This is a genomic window from Aquipseudomonas guryensis, assembly GCF_014164785.1.
Classification (GTDB): Bacteria; Pseudomonadota; Gammaproteobacteria; order Pseudomonadales; family Pseudomonadaceae; genus Aquipseudomonas; species Aquipseudomonas guryensis.
The window spans coordinates 437,733-457,937 of the sequence record NZ_JACJFN010000002.1 but is presented as its reverse complement, the minus strand read 5'-3'; the positions used below and the strand labels follow the sequence as shown (position 1 = coordinate 457,937).

18 protein-coding genes are annotated in these 20,205 nt (G+C 63.6%); 9 read left to right on the top strand and 9 right to left on the bottom strand.

Features of this window, described 5'->3' with window-relative positions; translation table 11 throughout:
• Window positions 1-96 precede the first annotated feature (96 nt).
• Genes H3H45_RS09845 through H3H45_RS09825 form a run of 5 tightly spaced genes read left to right on the top strand, consistent with a single transcriptional unit; the run spans window position 97 to window position 5,281 of the window.
• Entirely contained in the window at window positions 97-1,197 is a 1,101-nt protein-coding gene (locus H3H45_RS09845; RefSeq protein ID WP_182833550.1) for an AI-2E family transporter, read from the top strand.
• Window positions 1,187-2,707: an efflux transporter outer membrane subunit gene (locus H3H45_RS09840; RefSeq protein WP_182833549.1), complete on the top strand. Its 1,521-nt coding sequence runs from the start codon at window positions 1,187-1,189 to the stop codon at window positions 2,705-2,707. Before H3H45_RS09845 ends, H3H45_RS09840 begins: the two co-directional genes overlap by 11 nt.
• Window positions 2,704-3,819, top strand: coding sequence for an HlyD family secretion protein (locus H3H45_RS09835; protein ID WP_182833548.1), 1,116 nt, complete (start codon window positions 2,704-2,706; stop codon window positions 3,817-3,819). The genes H3H45_RS09840 and H3H45_RS09835 overlap by 4 nt, the downstream gene beginning before the upstream one ends.
• On the top strand, window positions 3,819-4,856 hold the full coding sequence (locus tag H3H45_RS09830) for a DUF2955 domain-containing protein (RefSeq protein ID WP_182833547.1): 1,038 nt from the start codon (window positions 3,819-3,821) through the stop codon (window positions 4,854-4,856). Before H3H45_RS09835 ends, H3H45_RS09830 begins: the two co-directional genes overlap by 1 nt.
• Window positions 4,847-5,281, top strand: a complete 435-nt coding sequence (locus H3H45_RS09825; RefSeq protein ID WP_182833546.1) for a potassium channel family protein — start codon at window positions 4,847-4,849, stop codon at window positions 5,279-5,281. The genes H3H45_RS09830 and H3H45_RS09825 overlap by 10 nt, the downstream gene beginning before the upstream one ends.
• Before the next feature lie 8 nt (window positions 5,282-5,289).
• Here the strand turns inward: H3H45_RS09825 and H3H45_RS09820 are convergent, their stop codons facing one another.
• The 3 genes from H3H45_RS09820 to apbC all read right to left on the bottom strand — a co-directional run bounded on the left by H3H45_RS09820 (window position 5,290) and on the right by apbC (window position 7,741).
• Window positions 5,290-5,835, bottom strand: coding sequence for a hypothetical protein (locus H3H45_RS09820; protein WP_235983567.1), 546 nt, complete (start codon window positions 5,833-5,835; stop codon window positions 5,290-5,292).
• Window positions 5,836-5,917: 82 nt separating this feature from the next.
• Window positions 5,918-6,484, bottom strand: a complete 567-nt coding sequence (gene dcd, locus H3H45_RS09815; protein WP_182833545.1) for a dCTP deaminase — start codon at window positions 6,482-6,484, stop codon at window positions 5,918-5,920.
• A 162-nt stretch (window positions 6,485-6,646) separates the two neighbouring features.
• Complete coding sequence (gene apbC, locus H3H45_RS09810) at window positions 6,647-7,741, bottom strand: iron-sulfur cluster carrier protein ApbC (RefSeq protein ID WP_182833544.1); 1,095 nt, start codon at window positions 7,739-7,741, stop codon at window positions 6,647-6,649.
• 210 nt (window positions 7,742-7,951) lie between these two features.
• Here apbC and metG point away from each other — a divergent pair, with 210 nt between their 5' ends.
• The gene (gene metG, locus H3H45_RS09805; protein ID WP_182833543.1) at window positions 7,952-9,994 is read left to right on the top strand and encodes a methionine--tRNA ligase; all 2,043 of its coding nucleotides are present in this window, start codon (window positions 7,952-7,954) and stop codon (window positions 9,992-9,994) included.
• Window positions 9,995-10,049: 55 nt separating this feature from the next.
• Here metG and H3H45_RS09800 read toward each other — a convergent pair whose 3' ends face one another.
• From H3H45_RS09800 to H3H45_RS09775, 6 genes are read right to left on the bottom strand one after another with little or no spacing between them, the layout of a single operon-like run.
• The gene (locus H3H45_RS09800) at window positions 10,050-10,556 is read right to left on the bottom strand and encodes a GspH/FimT family pseudopilin (RefSeq protein ID WP_328822300.1); all 507 of its coding nucleotides are present in this window, start codon (window positions 10,554-10,556) and stop codon (window positions 10,050-10,052) included.
• Complete coding sequence (locus H3H45_RS09795; protein ID WP_182833542.1) at window positions 10,553-13,600, bottom strand: pilus assembly protein; 3,048 nt, start codon at window positions 13,598-13,600, stop codon at window positions 10,553-10,555. Before H3H45_RS09795 ends, H3H45_RS09800 begins: the two co-directional genes overlap by 4 nt.
• 25 nt (window positions 13,601-13,625) lie before the next feature.
• The gene (locus H3H45_RS09790; protein WP_182833541.1) at window positions 13,626-14,105 is read right to left on the bottom strand and encodes a PilX N-terminal domain-containing pilus assembly protein; all 480 of its coding nucleotides are present in this window, start codon (window positions 14,103-14,105) and stop codon (window positions 13,626-13,628) included.
• Window positions 14,102-15,220, bottom strand: coding sequence for a PilW family protein (locus H3H45_RS09785; RefSeq protein WP_182833540.1), 1,119 nt, complete (start codon window positions 15,218-15,220; stop codon window positions 14,102-14,104). Before H3H45_RS09785 ends, H3H45_RS09790 begins: the two co-directional genes overlap by 4 nt.
• Window positions 15,217-15,774, bottom strand: a complete 558-nt coding sequence (locus H3H45_RS09780) for a prepilin-type N-terminal cleavage/methylation domain-containing protein (protein ID WP_220494226.1) — start codon at window positions 15,772-15,774, stop codon at window positions 15,217-15,219. The genes H3H45_RS09785 and H3H45_RS09780 overlap by 4 nt, the downstream gene beginning before the upstream one ends.
• A 5-nt stretch (window positions 15,775-15,779) precedes the next feature.
• On the bottom strand, window positions 15,780-16,130 hold the full coding sequence (locus tag H3H45_RS09775) for a type IV pilin protein (protein WP_220494255.1): 351 nt from the start codon (window positions 16,128-16,130) through the stop codon (window positions 15,780-15,782).
• Between the two features lie 318 nt (window positions 16,131-16,448).
• Here H3H45_RS09775 and rsxA point away from each other — a divergent pair, with 318 nt between their 5' ends.
• From rsxA to rsxC, 3 genes are read left to right on the top strand one after another with little or no spacing between them, the layout of a single operon-like run.
• Window positions 16,449-17,033 (top strand): electron transport complex subunit RsxA, encoded by a 585-nt coding sequence (gene rsxA, locus H3H45_RS09770; RefSeq protein WP_173207495.1) that lies wholly within the window; start codon window positions 16,449-16,451, stop codon window positions 17,031-17,033.
• On the top strand, window positions 17,030-17,605 hold the full coding sequence (gene rsxB, locus H3H45_RS09765; RefSeq protein WP_182833537.1) for an electron transport complex subunit RsxB: 576 nt from the start codon (window positions 17,030-17,032) through the stop codon (window positions 17,603-17,605). Before rsxA ends, rsxB begins: the two co-directional genes overlap by 4 nt.
• Complete coding sequence (gene rsxC / locus H3H45_RS09760) at window positions 17,602-20,070, top strand: electron transport complex subunit RsxC (RefSeq protein WP_182833536.1); 2,469 nt, start codon at window positions 17,602-17,604, stop codon at window positions 20,068-20,070. The genes rsxB and rsxC overlap by 4 nt, the downstream gene beginning before the upstream one ends.
• Window positions 20,071-20,205: the final 135 nt, after the last annotated feature.

The following is a 20,205-nucleotide window of genomic DNA, read 5'->3' as shown; positions in this document are numbered from 1 at the left end:
CAGGCTCATATGCCTGCGGCAGGCTACGCTTTTTGAAGTAACGACCTAGTCACTCAAGTCGGGCAGGTATAAGCCACTTCAGGAAAGGAGAGCCATATGTCGCCGAACACCACGCCAGAACGGATATTTACCCGATCCCTGCTCGACACCCTGATCCGTGCGGGCCTGATCGCCGCCCTGGTGGTCGCCTGCTACGAAGTCTTCAGCCCCTTCCTCAGCCTGATGTTCTGGGCCCTGATCCTAGCCGTCACCCTCTACCCGCTGCACGGCATGCTCAAACGCCGGCTCGGCGGCGGCGAAGGCCGCTCCGCGACCCTGCTGGTGATTATCGCCATCGCCATCCTGCTGGTACCCGCCTATCTGCTCGGCGCCTCGCTGACCGAGTCCGTGCAGAGCGCCATCACTGTCGTCAAGGAAGGCAACCTGCACCTGCCGGCGCCACCCGACTCCGTGGCCCAGTGGCCGCTGATCGGCAAGCCCCTGCATGCCTTCTGGGCCCAGGCGGCCTCCGACATCAGCAGCGTGCTGCAGCAGATCGCTCCCCACGTCAAAGACACTGCCCTGGGGTTGCTGGGCAAGCTGGCCGGAGCCGGCCTCGGCCTGCTGGCGTTCATCGGCTCGCTGATCATCGCCGGCATCATCATGGCCTATGGCGAGAGCGGTCACCAAAGCGCCCGGCGCATTTCCGCCCGCATCGTCGAGCCAAGCCGCAGCGACATGCTGGTCGATTTGTGCACCGCCACCATCCGCGCCGTGGCCCAGGGGGTGATCGGCATCGCCTTCATCCAGATGCTGCTGGTCGGCGCCGGCTTCATCGTCAAGGGCGTGCCGGGCGCAGGTCTGCTGGCCTTGGGCGTGCTGATCCTGGGCATCATGCAGCTGCCAGCCACCCTGATCATCCTGCCGGTGATCGTCTATGTATTCTTTGCCGAAGGGGCCACCCTCGGCACCATCGTCTTCGCCATCTACGTGCTCATCGCCGGCCTCGCCGACAACGTGCTCAAGCCCCTGCTGCTGGGGCGCGGGGTGGATGTGCCGATGCCGGTGGTGCTGATCGGCGCCCTCGGCGGCATGGTCAGCGGCGGCATCATTGGCCTGTTCATTGGCCCGGTCTTGCTGGCCGTGGGCTACAAGCTGTTCTGGCAATGGGTCGAGACCCCGGCCCTCGAAGCGGCCGGGCCGCAGGATGGCGAATAAACGTCTGCGCGCCTGGCCCCTGCTGGCCGCAGCCACCCTGGGTGGGTGCGTGCGCATGGGCCCGGACTTCCAGTCGCCGCGCCAGGACTGGATCGACCACTGGGACAGCCAGGCCCTCGACGCGGCCAGCCAGCAGCGCCCGCAGCCGAACCAGCGCCAGTGGTGGGCGCAGTTTGACGACCCGCTGCTCGACCGGCTGATCGCCAAGGCGGACGTGCACAACCCCAACCTGCGCATCGCCGCCCTGCGCATCCTTGAGGCCCGCGCCCAACTCGGCATCGCCCGCAGCGGACGCTACCCGCAGCTGCAGCAGGCCAGCGCCGATGCTTTCTACCTGGATCGCAGCCAGTACGACGGTACCCCCGAACTGGACAGCAGCGCCTGGCAATACGGCGCCGGTTTCGACATCGGCTGGGAGCTGGATTTCTGGGGCCGTTATAGCCGCGCCATCGAGTCGGCCGACGCCAGCTACTTCGCCGCCCAGGCCAACTACGAGGATGCCCTGGTGCTGCTGCGTGCCCAGGTCGCGCAAACCTACTTCGCCCTGCGCACCGCCGAGGCGCGCCTGGGAATCGCCCGCAACAACGCCCAGTTACAGAAGCGCAGCCTGGATATCACCGAACGCCTATTCAACAGCGGCAACAGCGACGAACTCGACCTGCAGCAGGCCAAGACCCAGTACCTCGGCACCCTGAGCAGCGTGCCCGAACTGGAGACCCAGGTCGCGCAGACGCGCAACGCTTTGACGGTGCTGATCGGCCAGCCACCCGGCAGCCTGCCGGAGCTGAGCGCCGAAACCGGCCTGGTCCCGCTGGTCGATCAGGCCCTGCTCGACGACGTACCGGCCAACCTGTTGCTGCGCCGCCCCGATGTGCGTGCGGCCGAATGGCAGGTGGCCGCCCAGTCCGCGCTGATCGGCGTGGCCGAGACCGACCTATACCCCTCGCTCAGCCTGCTCGGCACTATCGGCTGGTCGGCCAGCAGTCTGAATGGCAGCCCCGAGACAGTCAGCCTCGGCGCCGGCCCCAGCCTGACCTGGAACCTGTTCGACCATGGCCGCCTGCGCAACAACGTGCGCGTACAGGATGCCCGCCTGCAGCAGCTGATCGAAGCCTATCGCGACCGCGTGCGCCAGGCCGCGCGCGAGGCTGACGACGCCGCCACCGGCCTGAGCAAGGCTCTGCAGCGCGAACGAATCCTGCGCGAGGCGTCCTTCTCGGCCAAGCGCTCGCTGACCCTGGCCAACGCCCAGTACCGCGAGGGCTATTCCGATTTCCAACGGGTGCTGGACGCCCAGCGCGCCCTGTTCGTCCAGCAGGACGGCTACCTGGTGGCACGCAGCGCCGCGCTGAGCAGCCTGATCGACTTGTACCGCGCCCTCGGCGGTGGTTGGTATAGCAACCAACCGCTGGTCGATACCGCCACCCGCGAGCAGATGCAGCAACGTACCGACTGGGGCGACCTGCTCGACGAGCCGCCCACTCCGTCCGCCCAGGCAGAAACGCCATGACCGACAAGACCAAGACCGCCGCTCCATCCGTCGCCAAGGAGCAGGACCCCAGCCGCCGTGGCGTGCAGATCGTCCTGGCGCTGATCGGCCTGACCCTGCTCTGGTACCTGCTGGCCGACCGCTTTACCCCCTACACCCAGCAGGCGCGGGTGCAGGCCTATGTGGTGGCGGTGGCGCCGGAAGTGGCCGGGCGCATCAAGCACGTGCGGGTCGGCAACAACCAGATGGTCGAGGCCGGCCAGGTACTGTTCGAGATCAACCCCGAGCCTTACGCGATCGCCCTGGCCAAGGCCCGCGCCGAGCTGCAGAACATGCGCGGCCAGGTCGGCGCCAGCACCGCCGCCATCGACTCGGCCCTGGCCTCGCAGCGCGCCGCCGAAGCCGGCGAGCTGGAAGCGCGGCAGGACCGCGAGCGCCTGGAGCGGCTGTACCGCGAAGACCCCGGAACCATCTCTCTGCGCCGCCTGGAAATCTCGCGGGCCAATCTGGCCCAGGCCACCAGCCAGGTGGCCGCGGCCCGCGCCGAAGTGCAGCGTGCCCGCGAAACCGAGGGTGGCAGCGGCGATGAAAACGCCCGTCTGCGCAGCGCCACCGCGGCGGTAGAGCAGGCTGAGCTGGACCTGAGCAAGACCCAGGTGCGCGCCGCTTCCGCAGGTCTGATCACCGACCTGCGCAGCGAAGTGGGCCAGTACGCCGCGGCCGGCAGCCCGCAGATGACCTTGATCGGCCTCAACGATCTGTGGATCAGCGCCGAAATGAGCGAGAACAACCTCGGCCATCTGCAGCCCGGCACGCCGGTGGCCATCGTCCTCGACGCCCGCCCCGGGCACGTCTATCGCGGCAAGATCCGCAGCATCGGCTACGGCGTCAGCGTCGGCCAGAGCAGCGCCCCGGGCAGCCTGCCGACGGTGGAGAACAATCGCGACTGGCTGCGCGCGGCGCAGCGCTTCCCGGTGATCGTCGAGTTCGAGGCCGGCGAGCTGGGCGACTACCGCGGCCTGCGCGTTGGCGGCCAGGCCGAGGTGATGGCCTTCCCCAGCGAGGGCAACCCGCTGAACCTGCTCGGTCACGCCTTCCTGCGCGTGATGAGCTGGCTGTCGTTCGCCTACTGATGAACCCGTCCGTGACCGATCCCCGCCCGCAACGTGCCCTGCGCCTGGCTGTCGGTGTGGCCCTGGGTACCGCGCTGGGCTTCGGCCTGGCACTGCCGCTGCCTTTTCTCACCCCGGTGCTGGTGCTGTTCCTGCTGGCCATGAGCAACCAGCCGCTGGGCCTCAAGGGCAGTCTGATCCTGGCCCTGGTGGTGGGCCTGACCTGCAGCTGCGGCCTGCTGCTGTTGCCCCTGCTGCGCCACTCACCACCCAGTGGCGTGCTGCTGGTGGCGCTCGGCCTGTTCCTGTGTTTCCGCTTCGCCCTGCGCGGCGGCAGCGGCCTGGTCGCTAACCTGATGGTGGTTGGCCTGACCCTGATCACCGCCGCCGGCACCGCCTCCATGGCACTGGGCCAGGAAGTGCTGATCGCCCTGGTCAAGGCGGCGCTGCTGACCGGCTTGTGCGTCAGCCTGGTTCACGCACTGTTCCCCGAACCGATTGGCCTGCCGCCAACTCCCGCGCCCACACCGGCGAGCGACCCACTCAGCAGCTGGATCGCCCTGCGCGCCACCCTGGTGGTGGTGCCCACTTGGCTGCTGGCAATGGTCGACCCGGCCAGCTACCTGGCCCTGATCATGAAGGCCGTCAGCCTTGGCCAGCAGACCTGCGTGACCAACGCCCGCATGGCCGGCCGCGAGCTGCTCGGTTCCACCCTGCTCGGCGGCCTGCTGGCCATTGCCCTGTGGTCGCTGCTGAGCATCCTGCCGCACCTGTGGCTGTTCTTCCTGCTGGTTCTTTTGTTTGTCCTGCTGCTCGCGCGGCGCCTCTACCAGTTGACCAGAACCCGCTACAGCGCCAGCTTCTGGCTCAACACGGCAATAACCCTGCTGATCCTGCTCGGCCAGTCTGTGCAGGACAGCGCCAGCGGCAAGGATGTCTACACGGCCTTCGCCGTCCGTATGTGCCTGTTCATCCTGGTCACCCTGTACGCCTACCTGGCAGTGTTGTTGATCGACCAGCGCAGCCCAATACCTGGAGCGGACAAAACATGCTCATGAACCTGTTGCTCGGCATCCCCATGACCGTTCTGTGCCTGGTGCTACAAGCCGTGATGGTGGGCCTCAGCCTGCCCCTCTACATGGATTACCGACAGCATCAGGAGCGCCACAGCCGAGGCACTACCATCCTGGTTCTGAGCCTGGTGATGATGCTGATGCTGCTGGGCAACCTGATGCAGATGGGTCTCTGGGCCCTACTGTTCGTCGTTCTCGGCGAGTTCGACAGCTTCGCCCGGGCGCTTTACTTCTCCGGCGTAACGTTCGCCACCCTCGGTTACGGCGACGTGGTGCTGTCACCCAGATGGCAGCTGCTGAGCGCCCTGGAGGCGGCCAACGGCATCCTCATGTTCGGCGTTTCCACCGCGGTCATCACCACCGCCCTCGGCGACGTGATGAAGCGCTACCTGCAACAGCTAGGACGGTAGCGGCTCGGTCAATGTGCGTTGAACTGCACAGTTATCGACACCAGCACCTGCTGCTCGGGATCGTCACCCAGGTGGTAATCCGGCGCGGCGCCATAGCCCAGCCAGAGCTGCTGGCCGTTCTTGATCCGCACATCGGAGCGCTCGTCGCCATCCCCCTCCAGCCCGACGAGCAAGGCGCTCACCTGCGCACGCGGCATGCCCAGGCGCAGCCGGTCATCGACCACGAAACCCTGCATGTCGGCCCTCGGCTCGACTTGCTGCAACCAGCCGAGGAACAGGTCATCGGTAAACTGTTCCAGCTTCCAGCAGCGCACCTCACGCAGCGTCTCGCCCTCGAACTCCAACAGCAACGAGTTGCCATAAAGCAAACCGCGCCGCCCCTGACGCAACGGCAGTTCGGCCGTCGGTGACCCCAGTCGCTCGATAAATGCGGCCGGCGGCGCGCTGGGTGGCAAACCGAACACGCCCTTGCCCGCCTGCACCTGCAACTCGGCCCGCACCAATCCGGAACCGCCCAATAGCAGCAGGATCGCCACCAGTTTCAGTATGTTCATCGCCATCTCCTTTGACTGTACTGTTTGAGCAGATACAAAAAAGCCGGGTCAAAAACCCGGCTTTTCAGCAATACGACGTTAATCAGGTTCTCGGCAGGGTTACGCCAGTCTGGCCCTGGTACTTGCCGCCGCGATCCTTGTAGGACACTTCGCAGGACTCGTCGGACTGCAGGAACAGCATCTGCGCCACACCCTCGTTGGCGTAGATCTTCGCCGGCAGCGTGGTGGTATTGGAGAATTCCAGGGTCACGTGACCTTCCCACTCGGGTTCCAGCGGGGTGACGTTGACGATAATGCCGCAGCGCGCGTAGGTGCTCTTGCCCAGGCAGATGGTCAGCACGTCACGCGGGATGCGGAAGTACTCGACGGTACGGGCCAGGGCGAAGGAGTTCGGCGGGATGATGCACACCGGGCCTTTGACATCGACAAAGCTCTTCTCATCGAAGTTCTTCGGGTCGACGGTGGCCGAGTGGATGTTGGTGAAGACCTTGAATTCGTCGGCGCAGCGCACGTCGTAACCGTAGCTGGATACCCCGTAGGAAATCAGGCGCTCGGCGCCTTCGGTGCGCACCTGGCGCTCGACGAAGGGCTCGATCATCCCGTGTTCCTGGGCCATGCGGCGAATCCACTTGTCCGATTTGATGCTCATGGCGGGCGTCCTGACTCAAGGTGTGGTGAAAAACTGAGCGCGCATCTTACCGGGAGGCAGGGCGCGGTTCAAAGGCCCCTCGTCTGTAGGAGCCGGCTTGCTGGCGATCAACGCCCAGCAAGCAAATAGATCGCTAGCAAGCTGGCTCCTACAAGAGCGGCATTAATCGTCGCTGATTTCGATGTTGGGCATGGCGCTGGCGCCCAAGCCGCTCTGGGCAATGCGCGCGCCGACGCAGCGGGCCATTTCCTGGTAGATCATGGCGATCTGGCTTTCCGGATCGGCGATGGTGGTCGGCTTGCCGCCGTCCGACTGCATGCGGATGGCCATCGACAGCGGCAAGGAGGCCAGCAGATCGACGCCGTACTGGCTGGCCAGCTTCTCGCCGCCGCCTTCGCCGAACAGATGCTCGGCATGCCCGCAGTTGGAGCAGATGTGCACGGCCATGTTCTCCACCACGCCGAGCACCGGGATATTGACCTTGCGGAACATCTCCACGCCTTTCTTAGCGTCCAGCAGAGCCAGGTCCTGCGGGGTGGTGACGATCACCGCGCCGGCCACCGGCACCTTCTGCGCCAGGGTCAGCTGGATGTCGCCGGTGCCCGGCGGCATGTCGACCACCAGATAGTCCAGGTTGTCCCAGGCGGTCTGGGTGATCAGCTGCAGCAGCGCGCCGGAGACCATCGGCCCGCGCCACACCACCGGGGTGCTGTCGTCGGTGAGGAAGGCCATCGACATGACCTGCACGCCATGCGCCTCCAGCGGCACGAAGAACTTCTCGTCGCGCACCTTCGGCCGGGTACCTTCGGCGATGCCGAACATGATGCCCTGGCTCGGGCCGTAGATATCCGCATCGAGAATGCCGACCCGCGCGCCTTCGCGGGCCAGGGCCAGGGCCAGGTTGGCCGCGGTGGTCGACTTGCCCACACCGCCCTTGCCGGAGGCCACGGCGATGATGTTCTTTACATTGGCCAGCGCCGGCACCTGGGCCTGGGCCTTGTGCGCCCCGATCACGCAGTCGACCTCGACCTTGGCGCTGTCGATGCCTTCGACCCCTTCCAGAGCCATCTGCAGCATCTGCGCCCAGCCGTTCTTGAACAACCCGGCGGCGTAGCCCAGCTCCAGGCGCACGCGGACCTTGCCGCCGTCGATAGCGACTTCGCGCAGACAGCCGGCGGACACGGGGTCCTGGTTGAGGTTGGGGTCGGTGAACTGGCGCAGGGTCGCTTCGACCACTTGGCGGGTAACGGCGCTCATGGGGCAACTCCGAAAGGCTGAGCAAAACAGGCGGGCATCTTACCCCAGGCCCAGCTTCTGTAGGAGCGAGCTCTGCTCGCGATGCTTCTGCACTGTTTGTGTTCGCGAGCAGAGCTCGTCCCCACCGTTTACGGCCGCCACGGGTGAAAAAAAACCGCCGCGCCTATATAGTTGCCGGCTTCCCTCGTAACACCAGTGCAGCCGATCATCATGTCCGAAGCCCGCAAGATTCTCGTCACCAGCGCCCTGCCCTACGCCAACGGCTCGATTCACCTCGGCCACATGCTCGAATACATCCAGACCGACATGTGGGTGCGCTTCCAGAAGCTGCGAGGCAACCAGTGCATCTACGTCTGCGCCGACGACGCCCACGGCTCGGCGATCATGCTGCGCGCGGAAAAAGAAGGCATCACCCCGGAACAACTGATCGCCAACGTGCAGGCCGAGCACAGTGCCGACTTCGCCGACTTCCTGGTCGATTTCGACAACTTCCACTCGACCCACGCCGAGGAAAACCGCGAGCTGGCCACCAGCATCTACCTCAAGCTGCGTGATGCCGGGCATATCGCTACCCGTTCGGTGACCCAATACTTCGACCCCGAAAAGGGCATGTTCCTCGCCGACCGCTTCATCAAGGGCACCTGCCCCAAGTGCGCGGCCGAGGACCAGTACGGCGACAACTGCGAGAAATGCGGTGCCACCTACGAGCCGACCGAGCTGAAGAACCCGCGCTCGGCCATCTCCGGCGCCGTGCCGGTGCTGCGTGATTCCAAGCACTTCTTCTTCAAGCTGCCCGACTTCGAGGTCATGCTGAAGACCTGGACTCGCAGCGGCACCCTGCAGGATGCCGTGGCCAACAAGATTGCCGAATGGCTGGATGGCGGCCTGCAGGAGTGGGACATCAGCCGTGACGCGCCCTACTTCGGTTTCGAGATCCCCGACGAGCCGGGCAAGTACTTCTACGTCTGGCTGGACGCGCCAATCGGCTACATGGCCAGCTTCAAGAACCTGTGCAGCAAGCGCCCGGAGCTGGACTTCGACGCGTTCTGGAACAAGGACTCGACCGCCGAGCTGTACCACTTCATCGGCAAGGACATCGTCAACTTCCACGCCCTGTTCTGGCCGGCCATGCTCGAAGGCGCCGGCTACCGTAAGCCGACCGCGGTCAACGTGCACGGCTACCTGACGGTGAACGGCCAGAAAATGTCCAAGTCGCGCGGCACCTTCATCAAGGCGCGCACCTACCTGGACCACCTGAATCCGGAATACCTGCGCTACTACTACGCCAGCAAGCTGGGCCGCGGCGTCGACGACCTCGACCTGAACCTCGAGGACTTCGTACAGAAGGTCAACTCGGACCTGGTCGGCAAGGTGGTCAACATCGCCAGCCGCTGCGCCGGTTTCATCCACAAGGGCAACGCTGGGGTTCTCGTAGACGCCAACCCCGAGCCGGAACTGTGGGCGGCCTTCCAGGCCGCCGCGCCGAGCATCGCCGACGCCTATGAAGCCCGCGACTTCTCCCGCGCCATGCGCGAGATCATGGCCCTGGCCGACCGCGCCAATGCCTGGATCGCCGACAAGGCGCCGTGGGCGCTGAACAAGGTCGAAGGCAAGCAGGCCGAAGTGCAGGAAATCTGTGCCCTGGGCGTCAACCTGTTCCGCCAGTTGGTGATCCTGCTCAAACCCGTGCTGCCAAAGCTGGCCGCCGACGCCGAGGCTTTCCTCAACGTCGCCCCGCTGAGCTGGACCGATCTGAGCACGCCGCTGGCCAACCACCAGTTGAACCCGTTCAACCCGCTGCTGACCCGCATCGAGCCGGCGAAGATCGACGCCATGACCGCCGCCTCCAAGGAAGACCTCGCCGCCACCGACGCGCCGGCCGCTCCCGCCGGCAACGGTGAGCTGATGAAGGACCCGCTGGCCGCCGAGATCGCCTTCGACGCCTTCGCCGCCGTCGACCTGCGCATCGCCCTGATCGAGAAGTGCGAGTTCGTCGAAGGCGCCGACAAGCTGCTGCGCCTGACCCTGGACATCGGCGATCAGAAGCGCAACGTGTTCAGCGGCATCAAGAGCGCCTACCCGGACCCGAGCAAGCTGGAAGGCCGCCTGACCCTGTACGTGGCCAACCTGGCCGCGCGCAAGATGAAGTTCGGCATCAGCGAAGGCATGGTCCTGGCCGCCGGCCCCGGCGGCGAAGAAATCTACCTGCTCAGCCCGGACAGCGGCGCCAAGCCGGGGCAGCGGGTCAAGTAGGGGGATTTAGATCTGCCACTGGCAACAGTGGCAGATCCATCTGCCAACTGCGGGCTCAGGAGCAGGTGCCGGTGTTGGTTGTGCTCACACTCGTTCGGCCCAGGGTGGAGACTGTCACGACTCGCTCCTGCGTACCTACCGACGGGGTTGCCCGGCATACCGTTGCCGACATCCCAGGCCCCAGGCCATTGGCGGCAAAGGTCAGGCTGGTTGCAGCTGAGCTCACAAGATACCCGGCGTTGACTGCCGGCCAGGCATGCACAACTACATTATCACTGGTGATCACGATCCAGCCCTGCTCCCAGCTACCGGATGTCGTGCAACTCAAACCATCAGCAGACATGCACAAGCGTACCTGAGCGTTGCGTTTGAGTGCCTCGCTGCGCGCCAAGCGAGCCGCGGCAGCAAAATCGTTAGAGTAGGTTCGTAAGCGACTACCCAGGATAAAGCTGTCGAATGCCGGCAGGGCAATCGTTGCCAGGATGCCCAGGATTGCCATCGCAATCATCAGCTCCACCAAGGTAAAGCCGACGCTGCGCTTCAGAGCGAACCGGGCACTCATTGCTCAATGTTCCAATAAACCCGCGACGTCGGCTGAGTCAACGACGGCGGTGTAACCGGCGGACTGCCTTCCAGCGGGGAGTCCGGATTGGCGCCGATAACGAAGGGCACGGTTGTACCATCGTCCAGGGTCACCATGCCGGCAACTGGCGAAGGCGGCAGACCATCACCCGCCAGGTCTGCGAAACGGATGCCGTCTGGCCCCTCTGCATCCTCGTAGCCGATGTTATAGACCCTTGACTCGCCCAGGCTTGAGCAAAGCCCCGGCGTCGCTACTGCTGGCTGATGGGTGCTGAAGGTTACCAAGCCAAAAACGGTAATGGCCGAGGTAACCACTTGCTCGGTAGAGGTCATGCCCAGATACCAGCCCTTTTTAGCAGCCAGATCAGCAGCAGAGGGAGTGGCATCGGTCAGGATTGGCAAGAGCGAGTTGCGGCAGATCACTGCACTGCCGCAGGTGCCGCTTTCCGAGGTCAGCCAGGTCGCATCAGCTGGCTGATCCTTCACCATGAAGAAGTGATTGCTCACGCTGGCGGCACCGGTATAGCTGAGCAGCGGCTTTTCACGATCACCGCTGCCCATCAGCACTAGATAACCACCAGCATCAGATACCACGTCCGGAGCGAACATGAACTTGCGGTTGTTGGTGCAGCTGGCCGTGGTATCGCAGCCCAGGGAGGCCAGTTTGGTCATCGACCAGGATGCTGGCGCCAGGTTGCCAATGGTGATGCGGTAGAGGTTACCGCCCAGGTCTACGGCATAGGCGTAGATCGCCTTGCCGGAGCTATCCGGCACAATGGTTACATCGGCAATCACCCCGCGGTCGGTGGTGAAGGTCTGCAGCAGGGCACCGGTATCGGCGTCCAGCACATAGATCTTGTTGCCCTTGCTCGCTGCAGTGCAGGTATTCGGATCGCCATCTTCGCAGGTGTCATAGCCACCACCCATGATCAGCATGTTGCTGGCGCCTGCACCATAACCAGCAGACTTGAGAGCTTTCGGTGAAGACCAGGTCTGGCCGATACCACTGAAGCCCGTGGTGCAGCCGGTATCATCGACAGCTCCGCTAGTCGGGAAATTATTCGGGCAGCCTTTCTTCCACTTCAAGCTCGGTGCTGCCGGGTTGCTTACATCGAAGGCATACAGTGCACGGCCGCCACGACGCATGGTCGCGTACAACCAGGCGCTACTGCTTTCCTTGATTGCGGTTACCGGGCCATCGAAACCATAAGGTTTGGGTAGCGGCGCCGGGGTGGTCACCGTGGTGCCAGGGTAGCTGATGCTGACCGAGTTATCATAGATGCGCTTGATGCTGCCGTAGAACTCCGGCGCCATGAACGACCAGATCTCGCGCCCTGCCGCGTAGCCACCGAAACTGCCATCCCGATCGCCGTTCACGGCACGCAACAGACCGTCATTGCCACCATAAAAAACCACCACATCGGGGCTGGCATCGGTACCGTAGTTGATCGCAACAGGACGTGAGTGCACCACGTCGCCATGCACAGAAGCACGAGTGTCAGAGGTATTAGGATTACCTGAGACTAGATCGCCATTCTCGTTCTGCAGATCCTGGCCAACTGCCCAATTGATCATATTGGTGCGTTCAGTCGCGTTCGCGGCCCCCAACAACCCTTGGGTGATGGCGGTATTGGCGTTGTTGAAATTGGTCAGCGACGTACAGGAGGCAAAGGTTGGCGAGCAGGTTTTCACCGTGCGGCCCGTGTCGTTACGCAAGCGATAAGCCTGTGCACCTTTCTCGACAATATTACCGTCCGGGGAGTTTGAGTTACCGGAGTCGGTAACGGTCAGGCACTCACCGCGCGGGGCAAAGCCCCAGTAGTTATCAGCTGCACTGGGGGTCCAGAAGCTACGTGCGCACTCGGTGACGAAACCCGAACTGGCGTTGATCGCACTGTTGTCATCCGCATCCAGCAAGCGCAAGTCCGTGTTCACCAGGCCCAGCTTGTATTGTTTGAGGTTGCCCATCCAGCGCGGCAGGCCATCCGCGTCAGGGCGGAACATGCCGACATATACCTGATTCAGGTAGGTACCCTGAGTGTTAACGCTGACCGGCAAGCTTACCGAAGCGAATACGCTGTTGACCGACTGGATCTCGGAAAGAATCGAATTCAGCGCGTTGACGATTTCGGAGGCGTTGCTGGATACCGAGAAGTACTTGCCGCTACTGACCCGGGACACGCTCTGCAGCAGCGCCGTCATGTTCGGTCCCTGCCCGGTGGTACCGCGATCGATCTCCACGGTATAGGTGGTAATGCCCAGCGCGCTCTTCTTCATGAAGCGCGACCACTCGTCCGCCGGGTTGTCCTGCAAGCCGCTGGGTGAAATGGCAATCGCCGCAGTCGATCCGCCAGCAGCCGCCAGGGCCGTGTTGGCCTGGGTCTTGTCGCTGTTGTTGTCGGTTGCCGGACCGTTGCTGATGTAGATGATGAAGTTCTTCGCACAGCCGGTAACGATAGGGTTGTTGTACTGCGTACCCGCCTTGCTATTCAGGGCATTGGCCGCAAGTGCGTAGATCGCCTGGGACGCAGCAGTGCCACTGGTGTTGCCCAGATAGTCGGCCTTGACCTTATTGTTGCCGGCATGCGGTACGCCGGCGGAAAAGTACAGGTAACTCTCTTCCATAGCCTTGGCCAACTTGGCGCCGTTGCCCTTGTCATCCAGCTTGTCCAAGCTGTTGACCAGATTCTGGTAGGTTGCTTTGTTCGCCGTGTCCATGGTGCGGATGGCTGCCCGCACGTAGGCGCCGTCATTACCCGAATTACCGCTACCGGTCTCGGTGAACATCAACAAGCCGACACGGAATGTATTGACCGGCATGCCACTGATCACAGACGCCAGCGCCGCTTTTTCGTTGGCGTAGGCCTGGCTCCAGTTGGCGGTGGTATCCAGCACGATCAACACGTTGGGAGCATCAGCCCCGGTCGGCGGATTGGATACAAACAGATCGATGTCTTCTGCCAGAGCAGCACTGCTTATGCCCATGCCAACGACGAGTGACACCCAACCGAATAGGGACTTCATGGCCAATACCTCGCGCCAGTACACATTAAGGACACAACAGCTGCTTCTGTGAATCGCTCAACAACACTCGAACACCCGAGCGCACCTGAACCGCAGCGCCGGTAACCGGGTCGTCCACGCTGGCCTGCACGGCAAACACGGTGTTCCAGGTATTGCTGGATATTCCGGCCAGGGTCACGCTGCTGGGCGCGGCGCTGCTAGCCAGGCTAGTCCGTTCACAGACCGGTTCAGTCACGGCAACCTGGTATTCGCTGGTACTGTCCTGGTTGATATCGATGGGAATCGTCTGCGCCTGTGGTGAGGTGGTGAATGCCGAACCAATCACCTGTTCCAGAGCCGCATCGGCCGCAGCAACCGCCTCACTGCGCCATTGCTGGTTGCTCACCGAATCCAGGCTGCCCGAACTCAAGGTGAAAGCACTGGCCACCAGCAGGGTGACCAGCAGCAACATCACCAGGCCAACAACCAGAACCACCCCCTGTTGTGCACGCTGCAAGGTTTTCATGGCGTTTCCCTCCGGCCGGAGACATTGGTGAGGCGCACACTGGTCGTGTAGACATGGCGCTTGAAGCCATCACTGAACGGGCCGAATTCGGCATCGCTATCACCCGGATCACCGACGAAGTAAGTCTTGTCGGAGGTGTAGCCCTGGGTTTCATTCAGGGTCCGCACCAGCAGGTAAGCCTTGACCATCACCGTATTGATCTGATCAGCCAGGGTGCAGGGCGTGGCTGAGCGGCACAGGGCATCTGCGGCACCATCGCCACGATTGGTGGGGGAAGTGCGCACTTCCGTATTGGCCCAGGCCACCGGATCCGTGGACACCACTGCCAAGCCGGCATCACTGACCTGATCCACACCCAGCTCGAAGCGCATGGCTTCGACCCCTTCGATCAGCGCCACTGCCGGCTGCTGAACTCCAGCCGAAAAGCTCGAACGCATCAGGGTGGGAATACCGTCACCCGGCGTGGTGGAGTAGGTGCGCAGGTAGTAGATGTTGTTCACCCATTGCCGGCGCTCGGCGAGGGTGCTGCAGTCACGCTGGGTCAGGGTGCCGCCGCCCAGTTCAATGGAATAACGCACGGCATCACTGTTGCACTGCGAGGCCTGGAAGTAGGCATCTGCGGCATTGAGTGCCGCACAATTGGCGGTACCGGGCACGCAGGTCTGCGCATAACGCACGACCAGTACATCGCTGTCAGCCACGCGGTCGGGCAATTGGGTCGTGCAACCGGTCGGCACATCATCGAAGAGCTGAATGGCCATGCCCACGCGATTGGCTTTCTCGGTTGCCGTCCAACTGGAAAAAGCCAGGCAAGGGCCAGGTGCCGCAGTAGGGTAATCGGTCGGTGCCGTAGAGAAAGTGAAATCATCGAACTCCGGCACGTAACCGTTCCAGAACCCGGCATGCAGCAGATCTTCGCGCAGCACCTGGATGGCCACACCACCGGCCTCTATCTGCTGATTGACTCGAGCCATGTCCTGATGGCTGCGATTGAGATCGAGATAAAGCTTCAGGGTCGCCCCCATCAACAACAAACCGATGGCCATGGCGACCAACAGTTCGATCAGACCGAAGCCTCTGGATTGCGGCCTGGCCGCCAACGTAAAGCTGTTCATAGAGTGGCCACCCGTACTACGGTGGTTACTACTCGGCGACACAGGTCACCGGTACATTCGCTGCCTGCCAGGTTGTAGCTGTTGGCCGCACAGGCGGCGCCACTCGGTGGTGCCGTCAATGCGCCAAGCCCCTGCCATGCCACGGTGATCAGGTATTGTCCGGAACCCAGCGACTCGACGCAGCCGCGGCCGCCCAGCATGGCGCCGACATTGCCCGTAGCGTCCGTTTCCGCCGCGCCCTGCAAGGCGTTGCACCACTCGGCACGATCGCGCTCCAGCTGCGTAGCCCCAGACGCCGGGCAGGTCATGCCTGCCCCCAGCGGGCTGTTCGGGCCGGTGACATAGCTGGCCGCCTGGTTGCGGTTTGCCGCCAGCCGGCTGGCCATGTCCTGCAACAGGATCAGCGCCTGGGTACGCTGATAAACCTCGGCCTCCGACTGCTGCAAGCGGGCCTGCATGCCCATGATACCCAGCATACCAACTGCCAGAATGACCAAGGTGACCAGCACCTCGATCAGACTGATGCCCTGCTCTTTACGGAAAATGTTCGCCATATAGGTCACCATTTATCCGCTGGAGTCTTTACGCCAGCACTGTTCAGCGTGAGATCGCCATCGGCCGCCTGCGAGCCAATGGCGGTAAAGGTAATGACGAAGGTAGGTAGAGTGCCGCTGCCAACCGTTATGGCGTAGCTGTAGCGGGAGCCAAGATCCGCTGGCAGCGCATAGCCGGAAGCTTCCAGGTCTGCCTTGCCGACATAGGCGCGGTTAGCAAGGAGAAACTGCTTCTGCCGATTGGCGATATCCATCATTTCCGCTTGGGCGGCTGCGCGATTGCTGCGCAGGATGTACTGCTGATAGTTGGGAATGGCGATGGCCGCCAAAATGCCGATGATGACGATGACGATCATCAGCTCGATAAGACTAAAGCCACGCACCTGCTGGGATTCCAATTCTGGACACTCCTGCGAACTTCGAATGCGCTAGGCGCATTTGCTGGAGACCTTCCTTGGCGATGTTGTTTTTACAGCCCATCATTCCGTTGAAGTTGAGCTTAGTTATAGCAATGTGCGGCAACATTAGCAGACAGACAAATGGTACACCAATTGGGAGGAGCGGACATTTTTCACCCCTGAGCGGTAGTTCACGCCGCGCATTGCAGGTGCAGAGGCTCTTCCCGATAATAGGCACCCTTTTAATCCGGCCTTTCTGCCCGCAACGGTAACCCGATGACCGAACTCGCCTTGATCATGGTCAGTGCCATCCTGGTCAACAACTTCGTGCTGGTGCAGTTTCTCGGCCTGTGCCCGTTCATGGGCGTATCGAAGAAGATCGAGACCGCCATCGGCCTGTCGCTGGCCACCACCTTTGTCCTCACCCTGGCCGCCATGTGCAGCTACCTGGTGCAGGAATACGTGCTGGAGCCACTGGGTCTAGAGTTCTTGCGCACCATCAGCTTCATCCTGGTGATCGCTGTGGTGGTGCAGTTCACCGAGATGGTGGTGAACAAGACCAGCCCCCTGCTCTACCGCGTGCTGGGCATCTTCCTGCCGCTGATCACCACTAACTGCATCGTACTCGGCGTGGCCCTGGTCAACGCCAACAAGGCCGAGTTCACCTTTATTACCGCCACCGCCAACGGCTTTGCCGCCGGCCTGGGTTTCTCCCTGGTGCTGGTGCTGTTCGCCGCCATGCGGGAGCGCATTGCCATCGCCGATGTGCCGCAGTCCTTCCAGGGCGCCGCCATCGGCATGATCACCGCCGGGCTGATGTCGCTGGCGTTCATGGGCTTTGCCGGGCTGATCAAGCTATGAGCCTGATTCTGATTGCCGTCCTCGCCCTCCTGGCCCTGTGCCTGCTGGCGGGCGCCATCCTCGGTTATGCGGCGGTGCGTTTCCGGGTCGAGGGTGACCCGATCGCCGAGCAGATCAACGCCCTGCTGCCGCAGACCCAGTGCGGCCAGTGCGGCTATCCCGGCTGCAAGCCTTACGCCGAGGCGATTGCCGGTGGCGACAAGATCAACAAGTGCCCACCCGGCGGCGAGGCGACGATCCAGGCCCTGGCCGATCTGCTGGATGTCGAGGCCGAGCCGCTGGACGCCGTCGAAGGCGAGAAGCCGCAGATGGTCGCCTATATCCGCGAAGCCGAGTGCATCGGTTGCACCAAGTGCATCCAGGCCTGCCCGGTGGATGCCATCGTCGGCGCGGCCAAGCAGATGCACACGGTGATCGTCAGCGAATGCACCGGCTGCGACCTCTGCGTAGAGCCTTGCCCGGTCGACTGCATCGACATGATCCCGCTCGGCAGCACCGTGCAGACCTGGAAATGGCAGCTGCCGCTGGCCCCCGGCCAATTGATCGCCAGCGACCGGGAGCAAGCCGCATGAGCGCGTTGATCGACCACACCCAGCAGATCTGGGACATCCCCGGCGGCATCCACCCGGCGGAGCAGAAGACCCTCTCCAACCGCACGCCGATCCAGCCGGCGCCACTGCCCAAGCGCCTGATCCTGCCGCTGGGCCAGCACATCGGCGCCGCCGCCGAGCCTTGCGTGACGGTGGGCGAACATGTGCTCAAGGGCCAGAAGATCGCCGAGGCCAATGGCTTCGTTAGCGCCGCCGTGCATGCGCCGACCTCCGGCACCGTCAGTTTTATCGGCGCGCAGCCCTACCCGCATGTGTCCGGCATGCCGGCAGCGGCCATCGTCATCGACAGCGACGGCCTGGAGCAGTGGACCGACCTGCAGCCCTGCCCGGACTATCGGCACATGGAAGCCGCCGAGCTGCTGGAGAAGATCCGCCAGGCCGGCATCAACGGCCTGGGCGGTGCCGGTTTCCCTACGGCGGTCAAGCTTACGGCGCGGCCGACGCAGAAGATCCACACGCTGATCATCAACGGTACCGAGTGCGAGCCGTACATCACCGCCGACGATATGCTGATGCGTGAACGCGCCGCCGAGCTGATCTCCGGCATCGACATCCTGGTGCAACTGATCCAGCCCGACCAGGTGCTGATCGGCATCGAGGACAACAAACCCGAGGCCATCACCGCCGTGCGCGCCGCCCTGGTCGAGCGCAGCTACAGCCTCAAGGTGTTCCCGACCAAGTACCCGTCTGGTGGCGAGAAGCAGCTGATCCAGATCCTCACTGGCGTGGAAGTGCCCAGCGGCGGACTGCCGGCCGATATCGGCATGCTCTGCCAGAACGTCGGCACCTGTGTGGCCATCCATGACGCCATCGTGCTGGGCAAGCCGCTAATCTCGCGCATCACTACCCTGACTGGCGAAGCCCTGAGCCGTCCTGGCAACGTCGAGGCACTGATCGGCACTCCCGTGGGCGAGCTGCTCGACTTCGCCGGGCTGGACCAAGCCAAGCTCAATCGCCTGGTGATGGGCGGGCCGATGATGGGCTTCAGCCTGCCCGACCTCGGCGTGCCGCTGATCAAGACCAGCAACTGCCTGCTGGCTTCAACAAGTGCCGAGCTCCCCACCCCGCCGCCGGCCATGCCGTGCATCCGCTGTGGTGAATGCGCCGAAGCCTGCCCAGCCAGCCTGCTGCCACAACAGCTGCACTTCTTCGCCCTCGGCCAGCAGCATGAGCAGCTTAAGGCGCACAACCTCTTCGACTGCATCGAGTGCGGCGCCTGCGCCTATGTCTGCCCGTCGAGCATCCCGCTGGTGCAGTACTACCGCGCCGCCAAGGCCGAGATCCGCGACCTGGAACAGAAGCAGCAGAAGGCCGAGCACTCCAAGCAGCGCTTCGAACTGCGCCAGGAGCGCCTGCGCCGCGAGGAAGAACGCAAGGAAGCCGAGCGCATCGCCCGCGCCGAGCGTGCCGCCAAGGCCAAGGCGGCCCAGGCCGAAGCAGCAAGCAGCGCGCCAGTTGCCGCTGCACCTGCCGCCGACGACCAGCTCAAGCGCCTGAAGATCGAAGCCAGCATGGCCCAGGTCGCCCTGAAAAAAGCCGAGAAACAGCTGGCCAGCCACGACACCCCCGAGCTACAGGCCCAGGTCAGCACTCTGCGCGCCGCCGCCGAAGCCGCGCAGAAAGCCCTGGAAGCCGTGCAGGCCAGTGCCCCGGCCGTTACAGCCGCACCGCCGGCTGACGAAGCACTGAAGAAGGCCAAGATCGAAGCCGCCATGCTCAAGGCTCAGCTGCGCAAGCTGGAGAAGCTGGAAAGCCCCACGGCCGAGCAGCAGAGCGAACTGGAACAGGCTCGCCGGCAGCTGGCCGCCGCCGAGCAAGCCGTGGAAAGCCTGCAGAGTGCAGCGCCCGCTCCCGCCGCCAAACCGGCCGGCGACGAAGCGCTGAAGAAAGCCAAGATCGAAGCCGCCATGCTCAAGGCACAGCTGCGCAAGCTGGAGAAGCTGGAAAGCCCCACGGCCGAGCAGCAGAGCGAACTGGAACAGGCCCGCCAGCAGCTGGCTGCCGCCGAGCAAGCCGTGGAAAGCCTGCAAAGCGCAGCGCCGGCTCCCGCCGCCAAACCGGCCGGCGACGAAGCGCTGAAGAAAGCCAAGATCGAACTGGCGATGAAACGCGCCGAACTGAAGAAGGCAGAAAAGGCTGCTGCCGGGGAAGCCGAGCTGGCGCCCCTGCGCGCCGCCCTGGCCGCCGCCGAACAGGCCCTGCATGCCGCCGAAGAGGCCTCGAACAAGCCGGCCCCCGAGTTGGTGCGTACCGACAAGGGCCCGGTGGATGAAGCCTTGCGCGCCCTGAAAACCGAACTCGCTTTCGCCCGCGCCGACCTGCGCAAACTGGAGCGCGATGAGCAGGCCGCCAGCGAGGCACTTGATGCCGCCCGCGCACGCCTGGCCGAGGCCGAACAGAAACTGGCGGAGCAGCAGAAACCGTAGCCCGGATGCAATCCGGGGAAGGCCGCGCGACACCATCGATGGTCTGCGCTACCTGCAAGCAAGACAACGCCCCTCTCGCACAATCGCAGAGGAGCAGGATTAACCGAACGATCTGCGGATCGCCCGCCCGGATTG

What these genes read in the sequence shown, in the direction of transcription:
- H3H45_RS09845 (WP_182833550.1), top strand. Translation starts at nt 97, where the DNA reads ATGTCGCCGAACACCACGCCAGAACGGATATTTACCCGATCCCTGCTC.
- H3H45_RS09840 (WP_182833549.1), top strand. Translation starts at nt 1,187, where the DNA reads ATGGCGAATAAACGTCTGCGCGCCTGGCCCCTGCTGGCCGCAGCCACC.
- H3H45_RS09835 (WP_182833548.1), top strand. Translation starts at nt 2,704, where the DNA reads ATGACCGACAAGACCAAGACCGCCGCTCCATCCGTCGCCAAGGAGCAG.
- H3H45_RS09830 (WP_182833547.1), top strand. Translation starts at nt 3,819, where the DNA reads ATGAACCCGTCCGTGACCGATCCCCGCCCGCAACGTGCCCTGCGCCTG.
- H3H45_RS09825 (WP_182833546.1), top strand. Translation starts at nt 4,847, where the DNA reads ATGCTCATGAACCTGTTGCTCGGCATCCCCATGACCGTTCTGTGCCTG.
- H3H45_RS09820 (WP_235983567.1), bottom strand. Translation starts at nt 5,835, where the DNA reads ATGAACATACTGAAACTGGTGGCGATCCTGCTGCTATTGGGCGGTTCC.
- dcd (WP_182833545.1), bottom strand. Translation starts at nt 6,484, where the DNA reads ATGAGCATCAAATCGGACAAGTGGATTCGCCGCATGGCCCAGGAACAC.
- apbC (WP_182833544.1), bottom strand. Translation starts at nt 7,741, where the DNA reads ATGAGCGCCGTTACCCGCCAAGTGGTCGAAGCGACCCTGCGCCAGTTC.
- metG (WP_182833543.1), top strand. Translation starts at nt 7,952, where the DNA reads ATGTCCGAAGCCCGCAAGATTCTCGTCACCAGCGCCCTGCCCTACGCC.
- H3H45_RS09800 (WP_328822300.1), bottom strand. Translation starts at nt 10,556, where the DNA reads ATGAGTGCCCGGTTCGCTCTGAAGCGCAGCGTCGGCTTTACCTTGGTG.
- H3H45_RS09795 (WP_182833542.1), bottom strand. Translation starts at nt 13,600, where the DNA reads ATGAAGTCCCTATTCGGTTGGGTGTCACTCGTCGTTGGCATGGGCATA.
- H3H45_RS09790 (WP_182833541.1), bottom strand. Translation starts at nt 14,105, where the DNA reads ATGAAAACCTTGCAGCGTGCACAACAGGGGGTGGTTCTGGTTGTTGGC.
- H3H45_RS09785 (WP_182833540.1), bottom strand. Translation starts at nt 15,220, where the DNA reads ATGAACAGCTTTACGTTGGCGGCCAGGCCGCAATCCAGAGGCTTCGGT.
- H3H45_RS09780 (WP_220494226.1), bottom strand. Translation starts at nt 15,774, where the DNA reads ATGGCGAACATTTTCCGTAAAGAGCAGGGCATCAGTCTGATCGAGGTG.
- H3H45_RS09775 (WP_220494255.1), bottom strand. Translation starts at nt 16,130, where the DNA reads ATGATCGTCATCGTCATCATCGGCATTTTGGCGGCCATCGCCATTCCC.
- rsxA (WP_173207495.1), top strand. Translation starts at nt 16,449, where the DNA reads ATGACCGAACTCGCCTTGATCATGGTCAGTGCCATCCTGGTCAACAAC.
- rsxB (WP_182833537.1), top strand. Translation starts at nt 17,030, where the DNA reads ATGAGCCTGATTCTGATTGCCGTCCTCGCCCTCCTGGCCCTGTGCCTG.
- rsxC (WP_182833536.1), top strand. Translation starts at nt 17,602, where the DNA reads ATGAGCGCGTTGATCGACCACACCCAGCAGATCTGGGACATCCCCGGC.